The following is an 18,608-nucleotide window of genomic DNA, read 5'->3' on the forward strand; positions in this document are numbered from 1 at the left end:
CGACATGTGAATGGAACGGTGGTTTGCGCCGCCTCAAGGTACCGCTGACGCTTGCCTGAGAACATGCTAGTCGTCCTGCCGCCCCGACGGATCGGAAGGAAGTGACTTCATGACGCGACTCTGGACCGGCGTCTCGGCCGCCGTCCTCTCCGCCGCCCTGCTCTGGAGCACGAGCGGCCAGGCCCAGCCTGCACCGGCGTCCCAGGGCCAGGATGCAGCCGGCCAGCAGGCGCCCCTGGCGTGGCCGCGGGACTTTCCTCTCCCCGGCGATCAGTTGCTCCAGCTCTACCAGCCCCAGATCGACAGCTGGACCGGCGATGTGATGTCCGGCCGCGCGGCAGTGGCCATCGGCCCCAAGTCCGGCACGCCCACCTACGGCATGGTGCGATTCTCGGCCCGCGTCGCCGTCGACAAGCCGGCCGGCCTCGTCCACCTCGCCACCATCTCCATCGAAGGGGTGGAGGTGCCCACCGAGCCGGCCAAGGCCTCCCTCATCCGCTCCACGCTTCAGTCGCGCCTGCCGGCCAACGGCATGACCGTGCCGCTCGACCAGTTGCAGGCGAGCTACGCGGTGAACCAGGAACTGGCGAAGCTCAAGTCCCAGCCGGTGGACAACACCCCGCCGCAGATCCTGTTCGCCACCACCACCACCGTGCTGGTGCCAGTGGCTGGCACGCCGGTGCTGCGGCCCATCTCCGGCGCGCCCACCTTCCAGCGCGTGGCCAACACCCGCCCGCTGCTGCTGCTCGACGAGGCCGGCACCTATCATCTGGAGGCGGGCGGCCACTGGTATGAGAGCCCCAGCCTCACCGGCACCTGGATCCTGACGCCGCAGATTTCGGATGCGCTCTCCGCCGCCGCCAAGGCCGCGACCCAGGAGCAGGCCGCCGACCCGCTGCTCGACGCCAAGGGCAAGCCCATCAATCCGGCCCCCGCCATCCTCGTCGCCACCCAGCCGGCGGAACTGATCCAGTCCAACGGCCCGCCGCAGATGCTGCCGGTGGCCGGCACCAACCTGCTGTCCATGAACAATGCCGACCACGCGGTGTTCATGGAGACCACCTCCAACACCTATTACATCCTGCTCTCCGGCCGCTGGTTCCGCGCGCCCGACCTCAAGGGGCCCTGGGCGTTCGTGGCCAGCGATGCGCTGCCGAAGGATTTCGCGAAGATCTCGCCCAATGATCCCAAGGCCAACGTGCTGGTCTCGGTGGCCGGCACGCCGCAGGCCAAGGAGGCGGTGATCGCCGCCACCATCCCGCAGACCGCCACAGTGAAGCGGGACGTGCCCCTGAAGGTGGCCTTCGATGGGGCGCCGCGCTTCGAGCCCATCCCCGGCACCGGCCTCCACTACGCCATCAACACCCCGACGCCGGTGATCCAGCTCGATACCGAGCGCTATTATGCGGTGAACAACGGCATCTGGTTCGTCGCCGAGACCGCCACCGGCCCGTGGCGCGTGGCCGACGTGGTGCCGGACGTGATCTACACGATCCCGGTGTCCTCGCCGCTCCATTACGTCACCTATGTGCGGATCTATGCCTCCACCCCGGAAGCGGTGGTGGTGGGCTATACGCCGGGCTACATGGGCGTTGTCGTCGCGCCGGGCGGCACCGTGGTCTACGGCACCGGCTACACCTGCCCGGGCTATGTGGGCACCTACTGGTTCTCCTGCCCGGTTACCTATGGCGTCGGCGCCGGCTTCGCCCTCGGCGTGGCGGACGGCTTTGCCTTCGGCTTCGCCGCCGGCTGGCCCTGGGGCGCGGCGGTGACGCCCTATTGGGGTCCGTACTGGCACCCCTACGGCCCCTATCCCTATGGTCCTTATGGCCCTTGGGGTGGCCACTGGGGCTATACCAACATCAACCAGACCAATCTCTATGGCCGCTGGGGCGGCGCCGCCACGGTGAACCACGCCTGGGGCACCACCTGGAACGGCACAGAATGGTCCGGCCGCGACTGGCACGGCACCACCGCGGGCGGCACCGGCTTCACCGGCCGCTCGGCCGCCGCGTTCAACCCCTATACGGGCAACTACGCCGCCGGCGCCGAGAATGCCCGCTACAATCCCACCACCGGCGCCCGGGGCGAATCCCGCGCCGGGGTGGAAGGCAACGCCTATACGGGCAATGCCGCCGCAGGCCGCGAATCGGCGGGCTTCAACCCCACAACCGGCACCGGCCACGCCTCCCAGACCGCTGTTACCGACCATGACGGCAAGGTGAGCGTGGACAGCCGGGGGGTCGCCGGCAACGTGAAGACCGGCAACGCGGTCGCCTGGAACAACGGCCATGTGGCCGTGGACCATGACGGCAACGTCTACCAGCACAGCGACACCGGCTGGGCCAAGAACACCGGCTCGGGCTGGCAGAACGTGGACCGCACCGCCGACACCAGCCGCCTCGACGCGGAAGAGCATGCCCGTTCCGTGAGCCAGCAGCGGGTGTCGAGCTACGGCGGCGCCCACTACGGCGGTGAAGGCTACGGCGGCGGCGAACGCTTCGGTGGCGGCTTCGAGGGCGGCGAGCGTTATGGCTCGGGCGGCTTCGACCGGGGCTTCGGCGGCTTCGGCGGCGGCGACCGCTTCGGTGGTGGAGGCTTCCGGGGCGGATTCGGCGGCGGATTCCGTCGCTGAGTTGATCGGACGGGCCGGCGAGCAGCACGCCCGTCCCTCGACCCCCGGAAAGCGAGCACCCCCCGACCTCCGGGCCGGGGGTGCTCCGCTATCCTCGGTCCGCTATCCTCGGGCGGCACCAGCAGGGCGCGACCCTGCCTGGGCCGATGGGGACTTTATGCCGCCGGCCGGCCCGGCCAAGCCAACCGCTTCAGGCCGCAACCCGCGCGCGCCGGCTTTCGCCCGAAAGAATGCGCTGCACGTCGGTGGGCGCGAATTCCTCCGGCACGGCGCACAGGCGGGTCCTGACCGCGAAACGGGCAAAGCGGGGATCGGCGGTGGCAACCGTGAACGGAATGGCGAGCACATAGCCCGCCAGCACCGGCGCCGCCCACAAGATCAGGCCGGGTGACACCACAGCGAGCCCCGCCGTCACCGCAAGGCCGAACACCGTCTGCGGCCAGAAGGACCGCGCCGCTGCACCCCAGCTCACCCCATGGCCGTCGCGGGCCTGCGCCATCCAGCCGGAGCGGGCGCGACCCAGCATCAGGCGGCCGATCTCCAAGGTCACCGCCAGCGCGGTGATGGCCGAGAGCAAGAACGAAAACACCAGCTCCACCACCACCGACACGGCAAAGCGCCCTGCCCCGCCATAGCGCGCGACGCCGCCCGGCGTCAGCGCCACGTCGGCGACGCCGGCAAGCTTCGGCGCCAGCGCCAGCAGCAGCATGCCGCCATAAAGCCCCATGGCGAGGCCGGCGGGATAATCCGGCATCCCCGCCGCCTGCGCCGCCGCGAACGGCAGAAGCGCGATCAACAGCGGGTGGGCCGGCACGGTCACGAACATGAGGATGGCCCAGACCAGTTGGAACCTGCTCATGGGCTTGAGGCTGGCGGCAAAGCCGGGCTGCGCCAGCAGCAGCAGATATTGCAGGTTGCCGAGGCACCAGCGCAGGTCGCGCGACACGAAGTCGGTGACGGCCGGCGGATTCTCCTCGTAGCTCTCGCTCTCCACCGGCAGCACCCGCACCTCATAGCCGGCGCGGCGCATCAAGGCCGCTTCCACCTGGTCGTGGGAGAGGATCGGCCCGCCCAAAGGCGGCGCGCCGGGCAGGTGCGGCAGATGGCAGAAGGCGCGGAACGGGGCGATGCGGATCAGCGCGTTGTGGCCCCAGAAAGGACCGCACTCCCCCGCCCACCAGGAGGCGCCGAGGGTGTAGCAGCGCATGCCGTGACGCATGCCGAACTGGAACATGCGGGCAAAGGCGCTCTTTGCCGGGAGCCCCACAACCAGGCTCTGCAGGATGCCGAGGCGCGGATGGGCCGCCATCAGGCGCGCCATGCGCAGGATGGTGGACGCGCCCATGAGGCTGTCGGCATCCAACGGCAGCATGAAGTCGTAGCGCGCGCCGGCGGAGAGGCAGAAATCGCGGATGTTGCCAGCCTTGAAGTCGGTGTTCTCCGGCCGGCGGCGATAGAAGATACGGGACGCTCCCTCCTCGCTCCGCCACGCCGCCACCGCCGCCTCTTCCGCCGCCGCGATCTCCGGGCGCGAGGTGTCGCTGAGCACATGGAAATCGAACAGGCCACCATGGCCGCTGGCGTCGAGGTCGGCCTTCACCGCCCTGAGGCGCGCCAGCGCCCGCGCCGGGTCCTCGTTTCGCACGGTGAGCAGGATGGCGGTGCGCGCGGTGAGCGGCCCCTGCGGCTCCGGGGCGAGGAAGGGCGCCGCCGCCTCCACCCCGCGGCGACGGGCGTGCAGCAGCACGAGCCCAGTGATCGCGTTCCAGAACCCGATGACATTCCACGGCGTTATGGCGAGGGCGCACAGGAGGATGAGGCCATCCACAATGGTAAATCCGCCATGGGCGCCCAGCGCGGCGACCCCCGCCAGCACCACCAGCAGCGTCAGAGCGTTCGCCACCAGCATGAACATCCGGCGCCGGGCGAGGGCCGCCATCGGCTGGAGCAGGGCCGGGGTGAAATCAGCAGCGGGGCTCACTTCAGGCGGTGGACCGGACCTCGAAGACATGCATAGCTCCAACTGCCGGACCCGGCTCAAGGCTGAAAACGCATCCCGCACCCGCCGCCGGCAAGGCCACGGCAGTATCCGCAAGCGCTATACGAAAGCGACGGCATGGCAGCCCTTGATGCGTCAAAATGTCTCAAATCCGCCGAGTGCCGGGCGCTCTGGACCGTCGGCCCCGGCACTGCGGCCCTGCGCGCGGAAGACCTGGCACCCCCCGGCCCCGACGCGGCGCAGGTCGCCACCTTATGGAGCGCCATCAGCCGCGGCACCGAACGCCTCGTGTTCCAGGGCCTCACCGATCCCGTCCACCGCGACCGCATGCGCGCGCCGTTGCAGCAGGGCGACTTTCCCTTCCCGGTAAAATACGGTTATTGCGCGGTCGGCCGGGTGGAGGCGGGGCCGGCGGCGCTTGAGGGCCGCCTCGTCTTCGCCCTCGCCCCGCACCAGACCCGCTTCAATGCCCCGACCGCCATGCTGACGCCTTTGCCGGAGGGCCTGCCGCCCCGCCGGGCGACGCTTGCCGCCAACATGGAAACCGCCCTCAACGCCCTGTGGGATGGCGGTGCCGGCCCCGGCGATCGCATCGCGGTGGTGGGGGCGGGCCTCGTTGGCCTGCTGATCACCTATCTCGCCGCCCGCCTGCCGGGGACGGAGGTGACGGTCATCGATCCGGATGAAAGCCGCGCGGATCTGGCGCGGTCCTTCGGCGCAGCCTTCGCGACCACGGGTGAAGGGGTGGCCGACGCCGACATCGTCTTCCACACCAGCGGCAGCGGCGCGGGGCTGGCCACCGCGCTGGCCTGCTGCGGCGACGAGGCCCGCGTGGTGGAGATGAGCTGGTATGGCGACAAGGGGGTGACTGCGCAGCTCGGCGGCGCCTTCCACCACCGGCGCCTGCAGATCGTCTCCTCGCAGGTGGGGATGGTCAGCCCCGGCCGCCGGCCGCGCTGGAGCCACCGGCGCCGGCTGGAGAAAGCGCTGGTGCTCCTCGACGACGCCGCCCTCGACGCGCTCATCACCGAGGAGGTGGCCTTCGACGATCTGCCGCAGGCCCTGCCGCGTATCCTTGCGGACGGGGCGGCAGGCATCGCGACGGTGGTGCGCTACAAGTGACGCCGATGCCACCGGCTTCGGGCACGCGCCGAAACCCACCAAGGGAGTTACGCATGTATGCGGTAGAGGTGCGGGAGCACATCATGATCGCCCACAGTTTCAAGGGCGCCCTGTTTGGGCCCGCCCAGGCGCTGCACGGCGCCACCTTCGTGGTGGACGTGGCCTTCTACCGCCGCGAGCTGACGGTGGAGGGGGTGGTGGTGGACATCGGCCGCGCCCACGACGCGCTCAAGGCTGTGCTCGGCCCGCTCAACTACAAGAACCTCGACGAGTTGCCGGACTTCGCCGGCCGCAACACCACCACGGAAGTGCTGTGCCGGCACGTCTTCGACAAGATGGCCCAGGCCGCGCGCGCCGGCGAGCTGGGCGCGGGCAGCGAGGCGCTCGCCCGCATCCGCGTCACGCTGCACGAATCCCACGTGGCCCGCGCCTGGTTCGAGGCGGACCTTGCCGCCGACGACGCCACCCTCCAGCTTATGTCCTGAGATCTTATGCCCGTCGCCTTCGTCCACCCCGGCCCGCTGGACACCCCCACCGGGGGCTATGCCTATGACCGGCGCGTCATCGCCGAGCTGGCGGCCACCGGCCTCGACATCGCGCCCCTGAGCCTCGACGGCGCCTTCCCCACCCCGTCCGGGGCCGAGGTGGAGGCGGCCCTCGCCCGGCTCGCGGCGACTCCGCCGGAGACCATTCTGCTGGGCGACGGACTTGCCTTCGGCGCCCTGCCGGCGGACCGGCTGAAGGCGCTGGGCCGGCGCCTCGTCGCTTTGGTGCATCATCCGCTGGCGCTGGAGACGGGACTGTCCCCGGAGCTAGCCGAACACCTGTTCCAGAGCGAAAAGGCGGCGCTGAAGGCGGTGGACGCGGTGATCACCGTGAGCCCGGAGACCGGCCGCACCCTGGTGGCGCGCTATGGCGTTTCCCCGGAACGCCTGACATTGGCGGTGCCCGGCACCGAGCCCATGGCCCGCGTGCCCGCCGATGGCGAACCGCCGCGCCTCATCGCCGTGGGCTCGCTGACCCCGCGCAAGGGCTACGACATCCTGTTCGATGCCCTCGACCGCATCGCCGACCTCGACTTCTCACTCGCCATCGCCGGTGCCGCCCATCTCGATCCCCCCACGGCGGAGATGGTGGCGGCGCGGGCGGCGGCGGCTCCGCGCGGCAACATCCGCCTGCTGGGCCAACTCAATCGCGCCGACCTCGATGCCGCCTACGCGAAGGCCGACATCTTCGTGCATCCCTCGCTCTATGAGGGCTATGGCATGGTGCTGGCGGAAGCCATGCGGCGCGGCCTGCCCGTGGTCTGCACCACCGGCGGCGCGGCGGGAGAGACGGTGCCCGACGGCGCCGGCCTCAAGGTGCCCCCCGGCGATGCCGAGGCCTTCGCGGAGGCCCTGCGCAGCCTCATCGCCGATCCGGCCCGGCGCCGGGCCTTTGCCGACGCGGCCTTCGCCGCCGGGCAGCAACTGCCCTCCTGGGCCGACACCGCCACCGTGATCGGCCAGGTGCTGGCAAAAACGAGCCACACGTGACCCCCCCCGCCCCCGCCACCTTCTCTGACGACTGGCTCTCGCTGCGTGAGCCAGCAGACCACCGCTCCCGCAACATGGCCCTGGAGGCGGAGCTGGCGCGCCGTCTGGAAGATGTGGAACAGCAGCGCATCGTCGATCTCGGCGCCGGCTCGGGATCGAACCTCCGGGCGCTGGCGCCCCGCCTCGGGCTGCGCCAGCACTGGGTGCTGATGGATCACGACGGTAGCCTCGCCGCCGCCGCCCACTCCCGCCTGAAGGCCTTCGCGGACACCTGGCGGGAGGCGGGCGACACGCTGGTCCTCACCCTGGGTGCGCGCGAGATCCGCGTGGACTTCGCCATCGCCGACCTTGCCAGCAATCCCGCCGCCCCGCGCGCCTTCGCGCCGCATCTCGTCACCGCCTCGGCGTTCCACGATCTGGTCTCGGCGGACTGGTGCGAACGCTTTGCGCAGGGGATGGCCGGCTCGGATATCCTCGTCCACGCCGCCCTCATCTGCGACGGGCAGGATGCCTGGGCGCCGCCCTATGCGGCGGACACCGCCATCGCAGAGGGCTTTCGCGCCCACCAGGGCATCGACAAGGGCTTCGGCCCGGCCTTGGGTCCGGACGCCGCGCAGGTGCTCGGCGCAGCGCTGGCGCGGGCGGGCTATGAGGTGGGGCAGGCGCAGAGCCCGTGGCGGCTCGTCCCCGGCGACCGGGCGCTGATCCAAAAGCTCGCCGCCGGCACGGCCGCAGCGGCGGCGGAAAGCGGTCGCGTCGATGCGGCGACGGCGCAGGACTGGGCGCGCCAACGCGCCGCTGCCGAGGCCTGCGCCATCGGTCATCTGGACCTTCTGGCGGTGCCGCGCGCCTGATCTGGCGCGCGGAGCCGTCTCAGCCGCATTGCGGCGGCAGCCCGGCCGGTCACGCGGCGGGAGGCGTACCCCTGAGCGCAGCCTGGAGCTTTTCTTCCTGCTCGGTGGAGAGGCTGGTCTGGAGCACGGTGCCGCCGAACTGGGCCATGTCGGCCACTACCTTGTCCGCGGTCACCTTGCCGACGAGCACGCACAGCGCCGCCTGATTCGGGCCGAGGGCCGAGCTGGCCTGCTTGATGAAGTCGTCGTTGATGCCCACGTCCGTGAACTTTCCGGCGAGGGCGCCCGCGCCGGCACCGATGGCCATGCCCAGCAGCGGATTGAGGAACAGCAGCCCGACGAGGCCGCCCCACAGGCCGCCCGACGCAGCGCCCGCAAGCGTCGTGTTCAACAGCTGGTTGAGCTTGATCGAGCCGTCCTCCTGCCGGACCGCCACCACGGCATCGCCCAGTTCGATCAGATATTCCTTCTGGAGCTTCAGGAGCTCCTGTCGGGCAGCCTCCGCTTTGGCCTCAGACTCATAGGCAATGATAACGAGGTCAGCCATGTCATCCTCCAAGGCAGTGCATCCGGATTGGTATCGGACCCGCCACAGCGCCATACAGGGCATGTCCGCGCGATACGCAACCCCCGTCGATCGCCGGGGAATGCCCGCCGCGCCGTTCCTCACAGAGACCTGCCGGCCGCGCCTTGGGCCGGCCCCACGGCCAGGGTGCAGGCGCCTCCAGCTTGTCCCTGAGTGCCTGCGGAATCGTCACGCAGTCACCCGCCGTGCGCACGCGGGCGGCGTCCCGGGATTGATGGCGATGGGGGTGGTGCCGAACACCGGGGTGACGCCGCCCGTCAGAGCGATGGAGGCGAGCGCATTCACGAAGCCGAACGCGACCCGGCCAGCCGTAGCGATCTGCTCCGCTCGGTAGCCCACCACGCCGCAATTGGGCAGGCGCAGCTGAACAGGCCTGTGGGACGCGGGATGCAGCCACCGTCCGGCCGACAGGACAACCAGCGTTGCCAGTTGCTGCGGGCGGGACGTCGCGCCCCGCCCGATCCCCTCAGCACTCCGCGGCTACCGGGAGCCCGGAGGTCGATGTCCTGCGTCACCCACCAACGCGCGAACCCATGGCCGACGTGGCGATCATGAGGGGCCGCGGGCGAGCGCGGCCGCCTCTTCCGCGTCGGCCGTCTTCAGGAGACGCGCCGTCTGGCGATGAAGCGCGGAGGCCAGCGCATGGACACACCGGGGGCGCTCCCGCTCCGCGACCACCGCTCGGGCCAGTGCTTCCAGATTGAAGGCTTCGGCGAGGGGGCGCGATGCGGTGGCGATCGTCGGCGCACGCTCCAGATAGGCGCCGAGCACGGCCCGTTCCGCACGGGCGAGAAAGGCTGCGATAAGCTCGGCCCGAAGCTGCGGCGCATCGCGTGCCGCACCGGTCTCGCCGCCGCCGATGCGGGCGGCGGCCCGCTCCAGCGCCGCCAGAAGCTCGGCCACGTCCCGCCACGGACTCTGCGGCGCCCGCTCCCCTTCCTGCACGCCTTCCAGGCCGCCGAGGGCGCCCACGATCAGCGCATCGCCTCCTGCCACCAGCATGTGGTGAAGGTCGCACCGGCCATGGATGCGGATCAAGGGCAACGGTGTGCCGGAGTACAGCACGCCAAGCCGCTCGTTCAGCGCGGCGCGCATCCCCTCCAGTTCCGCACGGCGGGACTGTCGCGCCCCGTCCGGCGCGGGCAAGCGGTCGAGGGCGTCGAGGGCTGCGGAATAGGCCGCCTCCGCCCGGCTGAGCCACAAGGCGCGCAGCTCCGCATCGGCGTCCTGCGGCGTGAAGCCGGCGGCGTCGGTGGGGGCAGAAAGGGCCGCATGAAGCTCGCCGAGGCGCCGGCCCATGTTGCGCACCAGCGCCATCATGCCGGCGATCTCGTCCTCGAAGCGCTGGCGCGCGCCGTCCACGGTGGAGGCAGCCGTGTCGAGGGCGCGCTGGAGCTGGGTCATGGTCCAGTCCGCCGCATTGCCCTGGTGCTGCATGCGTCCGTAGACGAGGGCGAGCGGCGCCCGCGCGCCGGCCCGATCGGTGCGGGTGACCGCGCCGAGCAGCGGCGGAACCTGCGGCAGGCCGAGGGTGCTGAGATGGCGCGCCATCTCCTCCTCCGCCGTGTGGCCGAACTTCATGTGGCGGAACAGCTTCACCGCCACACGATCGGTGACCACGAGGTTGGCGGCCGGCTCGTCGGCGTCGATGAATTGCGCCGGCGCGCCCCGCTCCACCGTGACCCCGTCGAGGTGGCTGGTGCGGGAGAAGACGATGGCGCCACCATCCGGCAACTCCACGGGAGCTTCTTCCCGAAGCGACCGCACCACGCCGGCTGCGAGCCCGTCGAGCACCGCCGCATCGGTGAGGAGCCCGACCCGGCGGCCCTGGCGGACACGGGTCAGCGCCAGCTGCTCGGCAATGGCCGGCGGGTGCTGGTCCTCCCAGGCGATGCACAACGGCATGAGGTAGCGTTCTGTGGCGCCGGCAATGTCGGCCTCCACCTCGGCGAGCACCACGTCGCGCTCGGTGCCGGGCAGGCGCATGGCCCAGCCGAGGCGCGTCGCGCCGATGTCCTGCGCCCGCCCCTGGAACCAGCGGCGGCGGGCGAGATAGCCGGGCAGCGCCTCGTTTTCAATCACGGCGCGATGCTGCTCGGAGAGCGCGCCCATGAGCCCCTCGCGCACCACCAGGGTGGCGAATTCCGGCAGAGCCTCCGGCGCCGGATCGCGCCAGGAGGGCTCCGCCGCCGTCTGCGACAGGGCGAAGACGTAGAAACCATAGGGCGGCAGGGTGAGGATCAGGGGCGCGCGGCCGAGCGCGGCCAGCGTGGTACCGCTGACGAGATCCACCGGCACCCGCCGCTCGAAGTCCGCCAGGTCCAGCTCCACCGCCTGCAGGGTGTGGGCGAGGTTCGCGACGCACAGCACCGCCTCCCCCTCCAGCTCACGCAGATAGGCGAGGATGCGCCGGTTGCGCGGGAACAGCTGGCGGAAGGTGCCGCGCCCGAACGCGGCGTGCTGACGGCGCACGGCGAGGAAGCGCCGCGTCCAGTTGAGCAGCGAATGGGAGTCGCGCAATTGCGCCTCCACATTCACCGCGCCATAGCCATAGAGCGGGTCCTGGATCACCGGCAGCACCAGCCGCTCGGGATCGGCCCTGGAGAAGCCGCCGTTACGGTCCGGCGACCACTGCATGGGCGTGCGCACGCCGTCGCGGTCGCCGAGATGGATATTGTCGCCCATGCCGATCTCGTCGCCGTAATAGATCACCGGCGTTCCGGGCAGGGTGAGCAGAAGCGAGTTCATGAGCTCCATGCGCCGCCGGTCGCGCTCCAGCAGGGGCGCGAGGCGGCGGCGGATGCCGAGGTTGATGCGCGCCCGCCGGTCCGCCGCATAGACGCTCCAGAGGTAGTCGCGCTCGGAATCGGTCACCGTCTCGAGGGTCAGCTCGTCGTGGTTGCGCAGGAAGATCGCCCATTGGCAGGTGGGCGGGATCTCCGGCGTCTGCCGCAGGATGTCGGTGATGGGAAAGCGGTCTTCCTTGGCGATGGCCATGTACATGCGCGGCATGATGGGGAAGTGGAACGCCATGTGGCATTCGTCCGCGTCCGCGCCGAAATATTGCTGGGTGTCCTCCGGCCACAGATTGGCCTCGGCCAGTAGCATGCGGCCGGTGTAATGGGCGTCCAGATGGGCGCGGATCTGCTTCAGGATGGCGTGGGTCTCCGGCAGGTTGCCGCAGTCCGTGCCCTCCCGCTCCACCAGATAGGGCACGGCATCAAGCCGCAGCCCGTCCACGCCGAGGTCCAGCCAGAAGCGCATGATGGACAGCACACGCTCCAGCACCTCCGGATTGTCGAAGTTGAGATCCGGCTGGTGGGAATAGAAGCGGTGCCAGAAGAACTGGCCGGCGACCTCGTCATAGGTCCAGTTGGACTTTTCCACATCGCAGAACACGATGGGCACGCCGGGATAGCCCTTGTCGTCGTCGGCCCAGACATAGAAATTGCGCTCGGGGCTGCCCTTGGGCGCCCGCCGCGCGGCCTGGAACCAGGGATGCTGGTCGGAGGTGTGGTTGATCACCAGTTCGGTGATGACGCGCAAGCCCCGCGCATGGGCCTCGGCGATGAAGCGCCGCGCCTCGTCCATGGTGCCGTAGTCCGGCGACACGCCCTCATATAGCGAGATGTCGTAGCCGTCGTCGCGCCGCGGCGAGGGGTAGAACGGCAGCAGCCACACAGCGGTGGCTCCGAGGTCGGCGATATAGTCGAGCTTGGAGATAAGGCCCCGGAAGTCGCCGATGCCGTCGTCATTGGCATCGTAGAAGGACTTCACATGGAGCTGGTAGATGATCGCATCCTTGTACCAGAGCGGATCATCCCCGGCGGTCACGGGCTCAAGCATGCGGAAACCTCCCTTGAGAGGGGAGCGGGGTCGAGCGGCAAGTACGGGGGGCTGGAAAGAAGGGCACGGCAATCCTTGAACCGTCGCGTTTCGGTGTGGCCGTGAAGGCCATGCTTCATCCAACTCTGCTGAAGCTTGGCGGTTCCGCTGCCGATGCGAAGGGAGGGCCGAAGGACCGAGACCATCAGCCTCGGTGGTTGGCCGAGGCCAAGCGGGTGTGCCGCGCGAGCCATGCCAAAGATATAACCCCAGAAATGGGGCAGCCGGACGGCACGCGGGGAAATGCCGTCCGGCTGAGCGCGCTTTGCCGAGCGGGCATCGTGCACGCAGTCCGTTCTAAACAGCCCGGCGAGCGCCACATCCCGAATTTGGAGGATGCAGCGAAATTCCCGCTGCGTTGCGGCACAAAAAAATAGGGAACGGCGGGGAACCGGCGACGCCCGCCCGCGTTTCCACCGATGAGCGGGCTCCGGGAGCCTCCGTGCCCGCTCTCCGGCCATGGCTTAAGGCTCAGGTTCGAGACCTGAGGATCCTTCCCCCGAATGCGGGAAGCGCAGAGCGGCGCTGGCCGACACAAGAAGACGTAGCCAACGCGCTGCAACCCATACGGAGGACCGTCCATGTTCGAAGCTGCCCGTCGCCCGCTGAAGATCTGCGTTGATGGCTCCTGCATTGTCCTGCGGTCGCTGGATGATGCCATCGGCTTTGTCCGCTCGCATCCGGTGCGCGAGCATGCCGAGATGCTGCTCGACCAGATGGAAGCCGCCCGCCTGCCCGAACTCCAGCGTCGGGCCTGGGTGGCGTTCGAGACCTTCGCCGACGCGATGAAGCTCGTCCCGGATGCCCCGCGCCGGCTGATGTGAGCAGTTGACGTGATTCAGCGATACCGCGGCGCCCGCGCCGCGTGACGCCCCGCCCCTGGCACGCCACCACCGGCGGGGCTTCCATTCGTCCAAGACTGCGATCCAAGACTGACGTCCAAGACTTCAAGTCCGGGCCCTGCGGCAAAAGGCCATGCATTCGGCGGACATCGGCCCGGCTTTAAATGCATTTGGTGATTTTGCTGCACTGCGGCATAAATTGACGCTCATCATCCGGCGCCCTGCGCCCGAACCGGCTTCCGCCCCATCCGGTGATCGTCATGGCCGCACAGCCTTCCGCTCCGTCGCCCGCTCCGGTGCGCGGCAATCCCCGCCTGCCCCTGCTCGCGCTGGGCGCCGCCGCCTTCGGCATCGGCACCACCGAATTCGTCATCATGGGCCTCTTGCCCCAGGTGGCCGGCGACCTTCACGTCACCATTCCGCAAGCCGGTCTGCTGGTGACGGGCTATGCCCTGTCGGTCACCTTCGGCTCGCCCTTCCTCGCGGTGGCGACGGCACGCATGGACCGGCGAAGGGCCCTTCTGGTGCTGATGGGCGTCTTCATCCTCGGCAATCTCATGTGCGCCCTCGCGCCATCCTACTGGCTGCTCATGGGCGCGCGGGTGCTCACCGCGTTGTGCCACGGCGCCTTCTTCGGCCTCGGCGCGGTGGTGGCGTCCGCTCTGGTGCTGCCCGGTCGCAAGGCGCAGGCCATCGCCATGATGTTCGCGGGGCTGACGCTGGCCAACGTGCTGGGGGTGCCGGCGGGGACGGCGCTGGGCGAGGCCATGGGCTGGCGCAGCCCGTTCTTCGTGGTGGTCGGCATCGGCATCGCCGCCGCGCTGGCGCTGGCCGCCTTCCTGCCGCGCACCATCGAGGTGCCGCCCATGAACCTCAAGCGGGAGGCGAAGTCGCTGGGCAGCCCGCAGGTGATGTTCGCCATGGCCATGAGCATCGTGTCGTCGGCGAGCCTGTTCAGCGTGTTCACCTACATCACGCCGATCCTCCAGAACGTCACCGGCATCAGCACCCAGGGGGTGACGATGATGCTGCTGCTGTTCGGCGTCGGTCTCACCTGCGGCAATTTCCTCGGCGGCTGGCTGGCCGATTGGCGTCTGATGCCCTCGGTGATCGGCATCATCGCAGTGATCATCCCGCTTTTGGCATCGTTCGCGCTCACCAGCCACGCGGTGGTGCCGGCGGCGCTGACCCTGTTCGTCTGGGGCGTGCTCGCCTTCGCCCTCATCGCGCCGCTGCAGTCGCGGGTGGTGAGCGAGGCGGCGAAAGCGCCAAACCTTGCCTCCACCCTCAACCAGGGCGCGTTCAACTTCGGCAACGCCATCGGCGCCTGGGCCGGGGGCCTCGCGCTCACCGCCGGACTGCCCTATGCGGACCTGCCCTTCATGGGCGCCACCATCGCCGCGGCGGGGCTTGCCCTCGCCATCGCGTCCTACGCCCTCGACCTGAAGACGCAGCGCGAAGCCTCGGCGCATGCGGCGCCGGCCGCCGGCCGACCCTGACACCCGCCGCCGAGCGAAAGCTCAGAACCGCTCCGGCACCCGGTGGCGAGCGTAGTCCGCCTCCACATAGTCGTGGGACTTCTGGCGCTTGGGCAGCTTGATCTTCTCCAGCGGCACGTCCTCGTAGGGGATGCGCGAGAGCAGGTGGGAAATGATGTTCAGCCGCGCCCGCTTCTTGTCGTTCGACCGGGCGACGAACCAGGGCGCCCACTGGGTGTCAGTCGCTTCGAACATCTCGTCCCGCGCGCGCGAGTAGTCGTACCAGCGCGAATAGGATTCGAGATCCATCGGCGAAAGCTTCCACACCTTGCGTGGATCGTCGATGCGGCTCTCCATGCGCCGTGTCTGTTCCTCCTCGGAGACCTCCAGCCAGTATTTGAGAAAGATGACGCCGGATTCGACGATCGCCTTTTCCACGAAGGGGGCCGTGGCAAGGAACTTCTTCGCCTGGTCCTCCGTGCAGAAGCCCATGACACGCTCGACCCCGGCGCGGTTGTACCAGGAGCGGTCGAAGATGATGATCTCGCCTGCTGCCGGTAGAAGCGGCAGGTAGCGCTGGATGAACATCTGCGACTTTTCACGCTCGGTGGGCGGCGGCAACGCCATTACCCGGAAGATGCGGGGGCTCACCCGCTCCAGGATCGCCTTGATGACGCCGCCCTTGCCGGCTCCGTCGCGCCCCTCGAAAACGATGCAGACCTTGGCGCCGGTATGCTTCACCCACAGCTGGAGCTTCACCAGCTCCGCGTGCAGCACCTTGAGCTCGCGCTCATACTCCTTGCGCGTCAGCGGTTCTTTCCCGCCGGCATCGTCGTCTTTCCCGTGATCGTCTTTCCCACGATTATGGGCCATGGCGTTCCTCCCGTTCTTGTTCTGCCGGCGCCCGAACCCGTGCGCGGGTCAGGCCCAGCTGAGGAAGAAGCCGATGTCGCCGGGCATGCCGTTCGGCCAGTCGACGACCATGGCCTTCAGCTTGTAGTGGCCGGCGCGCAGGTGGTCGCGCCACAGCTCGTAGGCCTGGCGGGGACGGCCGGTGAGGCTGTCGGGCCAGCCCTCCTCCGCATTGTTGATGGCGCGTCCCTTGTCGGTGCACAGGGTGTTGGGGAAGCGCATCACCATGATCTCTGTCTCGCCCCTCTGGGCGGCAAGGCGCATCTTGGTCTGCAGGCTGGTGGCGATCTCCTGCAGCCTCTCGGGGGTCAGGTCGACCGGCTGCGACAGGGTCTTCACCAATTCCTCGCGCGCCTTGTCGGCACGGTCCATGGCGGCGAGTTCCTTCGACAGCTTCGACTGCTCGATCTCCTGCATGTAGGCCTTGAGATCATCGGCCGTCATGAAGGTCTCGTCGCCCAGCTTGGTGTGCGGTGCGTTCGGGGCGGCAGTTTCCGACATCGCTCTCTCCCTCTTGTCCCTGGAACTTGGACAGGACAGCGCCAGTTTCGACGGACGCGCCGCCTTGTCATTGTCAGATATCAACACCTTCCCGCGCCGGAGCAAAGAGGTCGCGCAAGCCGCCTCGCCGGCCGGAGGTTTCATCGTAGTGATGTGATCCCAAACGAAAAAACCGGCGCGGCCAGGGGCCGGCGCCGGTCTTTTCAATACAGATGGAAGACGCGATCAGATCGCCGCGAACGTCTCGGCGGGGATGCGGAAGAAGCCGCGGCCGTTGGAGAGGGTCCGGTAATAGGGAGCAGCGTTCAGGAAGAGGCGCTCGAACCAGGCCTTGGGGGCCACGCCCTCGGGCAGGCGGTCAATGGTGAACACTTCGGCGTTGGGGCTGAAGCGGACGTGGATCAGCACGTCATCGGCCTTCTGAACCCGCGCTTCTTCAACCGGCAGCTCAATGCGCTTGGCAACGGCACTCATCACATCGTCTCCTCTGGAAGAGATCAATAAATCCGCTACGGGACCCTTCGGAATACGGTCGCGCTGCCTCGAACAACTGGACAACGCCAACCCTGCGGCCATGTTCAGGCTTCTGCCGGCCGGCGCGAACGCCGCCGGGCATACCCGAAAGCCCCGTCAACGATTTCAAGGCTATGAGACGACGAACGATCATTCTTTGATCATGATCAAACATTGAGCGACAAGGCGCTCCACACCGAAGCGACAGGCCGTCGCACGGGCGCCGAAAGCGCCTGATATCCCTGGGACCAAGCAAGCAAACGTGATCGTGGGGGAGGCGCGAAAATTGCTTGATCTGGACTGGATTGCGCCGAGTTCGGCGCTCAATGTCGTTTTGCCGCCTCATGGGGCACCGGCGGGAGCCGGGGTGCCGGCGGGGCGGGCGGGTCCGGAGGGGTCTTCGCCATGCGCATTCTGATTCTCGGCAGCGGCGTCGTGGGAACTGCATCGGCCTATTACCTGGCAAAGGCCGGGCACGAGGTGACCGTGCTCGACCGCCAGCGGGCGGCGGGCATGGAAACCTCATTTGCCAATGCGGGGCAGGTCTCGCCCGGCTATTCGGCGCCCTGGGCCGGACCGGGCATCCCGGTGAAGGCCATCAAGTGGCTGCTCATGCACCACCGCCCGCTGGTTGTGTGGCCGAGCCTCGACCCCAAGCTCTATCTGTGGCTGGCCAAGATGCTGGCCAACTGCACCGAGGAGGCCTACCGCCGCAACAAGGCGCGCATGGTGGCCCTCGCCGAATACAGCCGCGACGCCCTCGATGCCCTGAGGTCCGAGACCGGCATCGCCTATGACGAGCGCATGCTGGGCACGCTCCAGCTGTTCCGCACCCGCAAGCAGCTCGACCATGTGCATTCCGACACCGAGGTGCTGGATGCCCATAACGTCCGCTACGAGCTGCTCGACCCCTCGGGCTGCATCCGCGCCGAGCCGGCGCTCGCCCGGGTGCGCGACAAGTTCGTCGGCGGCCTGCGCCTGCCGGGGGACGAGACCGGCGACGCCCACATCTTCACCCGCAACCTTGCGGACATCTGCGCGCGGCAGGGCGTCACCTTCCGCTATGGCGTCACCGTGGAAGGGCTGCGGCACGAGGCCGGGCGCATCACCGGCGTGGCGCTGGCGGGGGGCGAAATCGCCACCGCCGACATCTATGTGGCCGCCATGGGCAGCTATACCCCGGCGCTGCTCGCGCCTTTGGGCATCAGGCTGCCGGTCTATCCGGTGAAGGGCTATTCCCTCACCCTGCCCATCACCGACCCGGACGCGGCACCCCGCTCCACCGTCATGGACGAGACCTACAAGGTGGCCATCACCCGCCTCGGCGAGCGCATCCGGGTCGGCGGAACGGCGGAGCTCGCCGGCTTCGACCTCAGCCTCAGGGAGCCGCGCCGGGCCACCCTCGCCCATTCGGTGGGCGACCTGTTCCCCGCCGGCGGCGACATCTCAAAAGCCACATTCTGGACCGGGCTGCGCCCCATGACGCCGGACGGCACCCCCATCATCGGCCCGACGAAGCTCGACAATCTCTTTACCAATACCGGCCACGGGACGCTGGGCTGGACCATGGCCTGCGGCTCCGGGCGGGTGCTCGCCGACCTCATCGGCGGACGCGCCCCCGACATCGACACCGCCGACCTCTCGGTCGCCCGTTATGCTGAGGCGGCCTGAGGGAAGACGGGGTGGCCTGAGGGCGCCGGGGCGGCGGCGATGACGGCGTAGGAGCCCTTTTGGACCACCAAAAGG

At 69.1% G+C, this 18,608-nt stretch carries 15 protein-coding genes; 8 read left to right on the forward strand and 7 right to left on the reverse strand.

All coding sequences use genetic code 11. The features are described from left to right. The first annotated feature begins 109 nt into the window (after positions 1 to 109). A complete protein-coding gene (locus V5F66_RS16330; RefSeq protein WP_394094262.1) occupies positions 110 to 2,635 on the forward strand; it encodes a carbohydrate-binding family V/XII in 2,526 nt (841 codons plus the stop codon). Between the two features lie 190 nt (positions 2,636 to 2,825). On the opposite strand, the gene mdoH is transcribed toward V5F66_RS16330, so the two are convergent. After that, positions 2,826 to 4,697, reverse strand: a complete 1,872-nt coding sequence (gene mdoH, locus V5F66_RS16335; RefSeq protein WP_394052406.1) for a glucans biosynthesis glucosyltransferase MdoH — start codon at positions 4,695 to 4,697, stop codon at positions 2,826 to 2,828. A 54-nt stretch (positions 4,698 to 4,751) separates the two neighbouring features. Between mdoH and V5F66_RS16340 the strand changes: the two genes are divergently transcribed. Genes V5F66_RS16340 through V5F66_RS16355 form a run of 4 tightly spaced genes read left to right on the forward strand, consistent with a single transcriptional unit; the run spans position 4,752 to position 8,145 of the window. Next, positions 4,752 to 5,756, forward strand: a complete 1,005-nt coding sequence (locus V5F66_RS16340) for a zinc-dependent alcohol dehydrogenase (protein WP_394052404.1) — start codon at positions 4,752 to 4,754, stop codon at positions 5,754 to 5,756. Positions 5,757 to 5,809: 53 nt separating this feature from the next. Next, positions 5,810 to 6,241: a 6-pyruvoyl trahydropterin synthase family protein gene (locus V5F66_RS16345; RefSeq protein ID WP_041575463.1), complete on the forward strand. Its 432-nt coding sequence runs from the start codon at positions 5,810 to 5,812 to the stop codon at positions 6,239 to 6,241. A gap of 6 nt (positions 6,242 to 6,247) precedes the next feature. Further along, positions 6,248 to 7,291 (forward strand): glycosyltransferase family 4 protein, encoded by a 1,044-nt coding sequence (locus V5F66_RS16350; RefSeq protein ID WP_394052402.1) that lies wholly within the window; start codon positions 6,248 to 6,250, stop codon positions 7,289 to 7,291. Continuing rightward, a complete protein-coding gene (locus V5F66_RS16355; protein ID WP_394094263.1) occupies positions 7,288 to 8,145 on the forward strand; it encodes a class I SAM-dependent methyltransferase in 858 nt (285 codons plus the stop codon). Before V5F66_RS16350 ends, V5F66_RS16355 begins: the two co-directional genes overlap by 4 nt. Before the next feature lie 49 nt (positions 8,146 to 8,194). On the opposite strand, the gene V5F66_RS16360 is transcribed toward V5F66_RS16355, so the two are convergent. The 3 genes from V5F66_RS16360 to treS all read right to left on the reverse strand — a co-directional run bounded on the left by V5F66_RS16360 (position 8,195) and on the right by treS (position 12,577). After that, positions 8,195 to 8,692 (reverse strand): DUF1269 domain-containing protein, encoded by a 498-nt coding sequence (locus V5F66_RS16360; protein WP_012114332.1) that lies wholly within the window; start codon positions 8,690 to 8,692, stop codon positions 8,195 to 8,197. Positions 8,693 to 8,899: 207 nt separating this feature from the next. Continuing rightward, on the reverse strand, positions 8,900 to 9,073 hold the full coding sequence (locus tag V5F66_RS16365) for a hypothetical protein (RefSeq protein ID WP_394052398.1): 174 nt from the start codon (positions 9,071 to 9,073) through the stop codon (positions 8,900 to 8,902). Positions 9,074 to 9,280: 207 nt separating this feature from the next. Then, a complete protein-coding gene (treS, locus tag V5F66_RS16370; protein ID WP_394094264.1) occupies positions 9,281 to 12,577 on the reverse strand; it encodes a maltose alpha-D-glucosyltransferase in 3,297 nt (1,098 codons plus the stop codon). 620 nt (positions 12,578 to 13,197) lie between these two features. Here treS and V5F66_RS16375 point away from each other — a divergent pair. Together V5F66_RS16375 and V5F66_RS16380 are read left to right on the forward strand one after the other, a co-directional pair. Continuing rightward, complete coding sequence (locus V5F66_RS16375) at positions 13,198 to 13,440, forward strand: hypothetical protein (protein ID WP_012114329.1); 243 nt, start codon at positions 13,198 to 13,200, stop codon at positions 13,438 to 13,440. Between the two features lie 278 nt (positions 13,441 to 13,718). After that, positions 13,719 to 14,957 carry an MFS transporter gene (locus V5F66_RS16380; RefSeq protein ID WP_394094265.1) on the forward strand — a complete coding sequence of 413 codons (1,239 nt, stop codon included), beginning with the start codon at positions 13,719 to 13,721 and terminating at the stop codon, positions 14,955 to 14,957. Between the two features lie 21 nt (positions 14,958 to 14,978). On the opposite strand, the gene ppk2 is transcribed toward V5F66_RS16380, so the two are convergent. The 3 genes from ppk2 to V5F66_RS16395 all read right to left on the reverse strand — a co-directional run bounded on the left by ppk2 (position 14,979) and on the right by V5F66_RS16395 (position 16,823). After that, positions 14,979 to 15,809, reverse strand: coding sequence for a polyphosphate kinase 2 (gene ppk2, locus V5F66_RS16385; RefSeq protein WP_012114327.1), 831 nt, complete (start codon positions 15,807 to 15,809; stop codon positions 14,979 to 14,981). A 48-nt stretch (positions 15,810 to 15,857) separates the two neighbouring features. Then, complete coding sequence (locus V5F66_RS16390; protein WP_394094266.1) at positions 15,858 to 16,349, reverse strand: hypothetical protein; 492 nt, start codon at positions 16,347 to 16,349, stop codon at positions 15,858 to 15,860. A gap of 225 nt (positions 16,350 to 16,574) precedes the next feature. Next, positions 16,575 to 16,823 carry a hypothetical protein gene (locus V5F66_RS16395; RefSeq protein ID WP_012114325.1) on the reverse strand — a complete coding sequence of 83 codons (249 nt, stop codon included), beginning with the start codon at positions 16,821 to 16,823 and terminating at the stop codon, positions 16,575 to 16,577. A 444-nt stretch (positions 16,824 to 17,267) separates the two neighbouring features. On the opposite strand from V5F66_RS16395, the gene V5F66_RS16400 reads away from it, so the two are divergent. Then, positions 17,268 to 18,533 carry a D-amino acid dehydrogenase gene (locus V5F66_RS16400; RefSeq protein WP_012114324.1) on the forward strand — a complete coding sequence of 422 codons (1,266 nt, stop codon included), beginning with the start codon at positions 17,268 to 17,270 and terminating at the stop codon, positions 18,531 to 18,533. Positions 18,534 to 18,608: the final 75 nt, after the last annotated feature.

The sequence above is a fragment of the Xanthobacter versatilis genome (assembly GCF_043193975.1).
GTDB classification, from domain to species: Bacteria; Pseudomonadota; Alphaproteobacteria; order Rhizobiales; family Xanthobacteraceae; genus Xanthobacter; species Xanthobacter autotrophicus_E.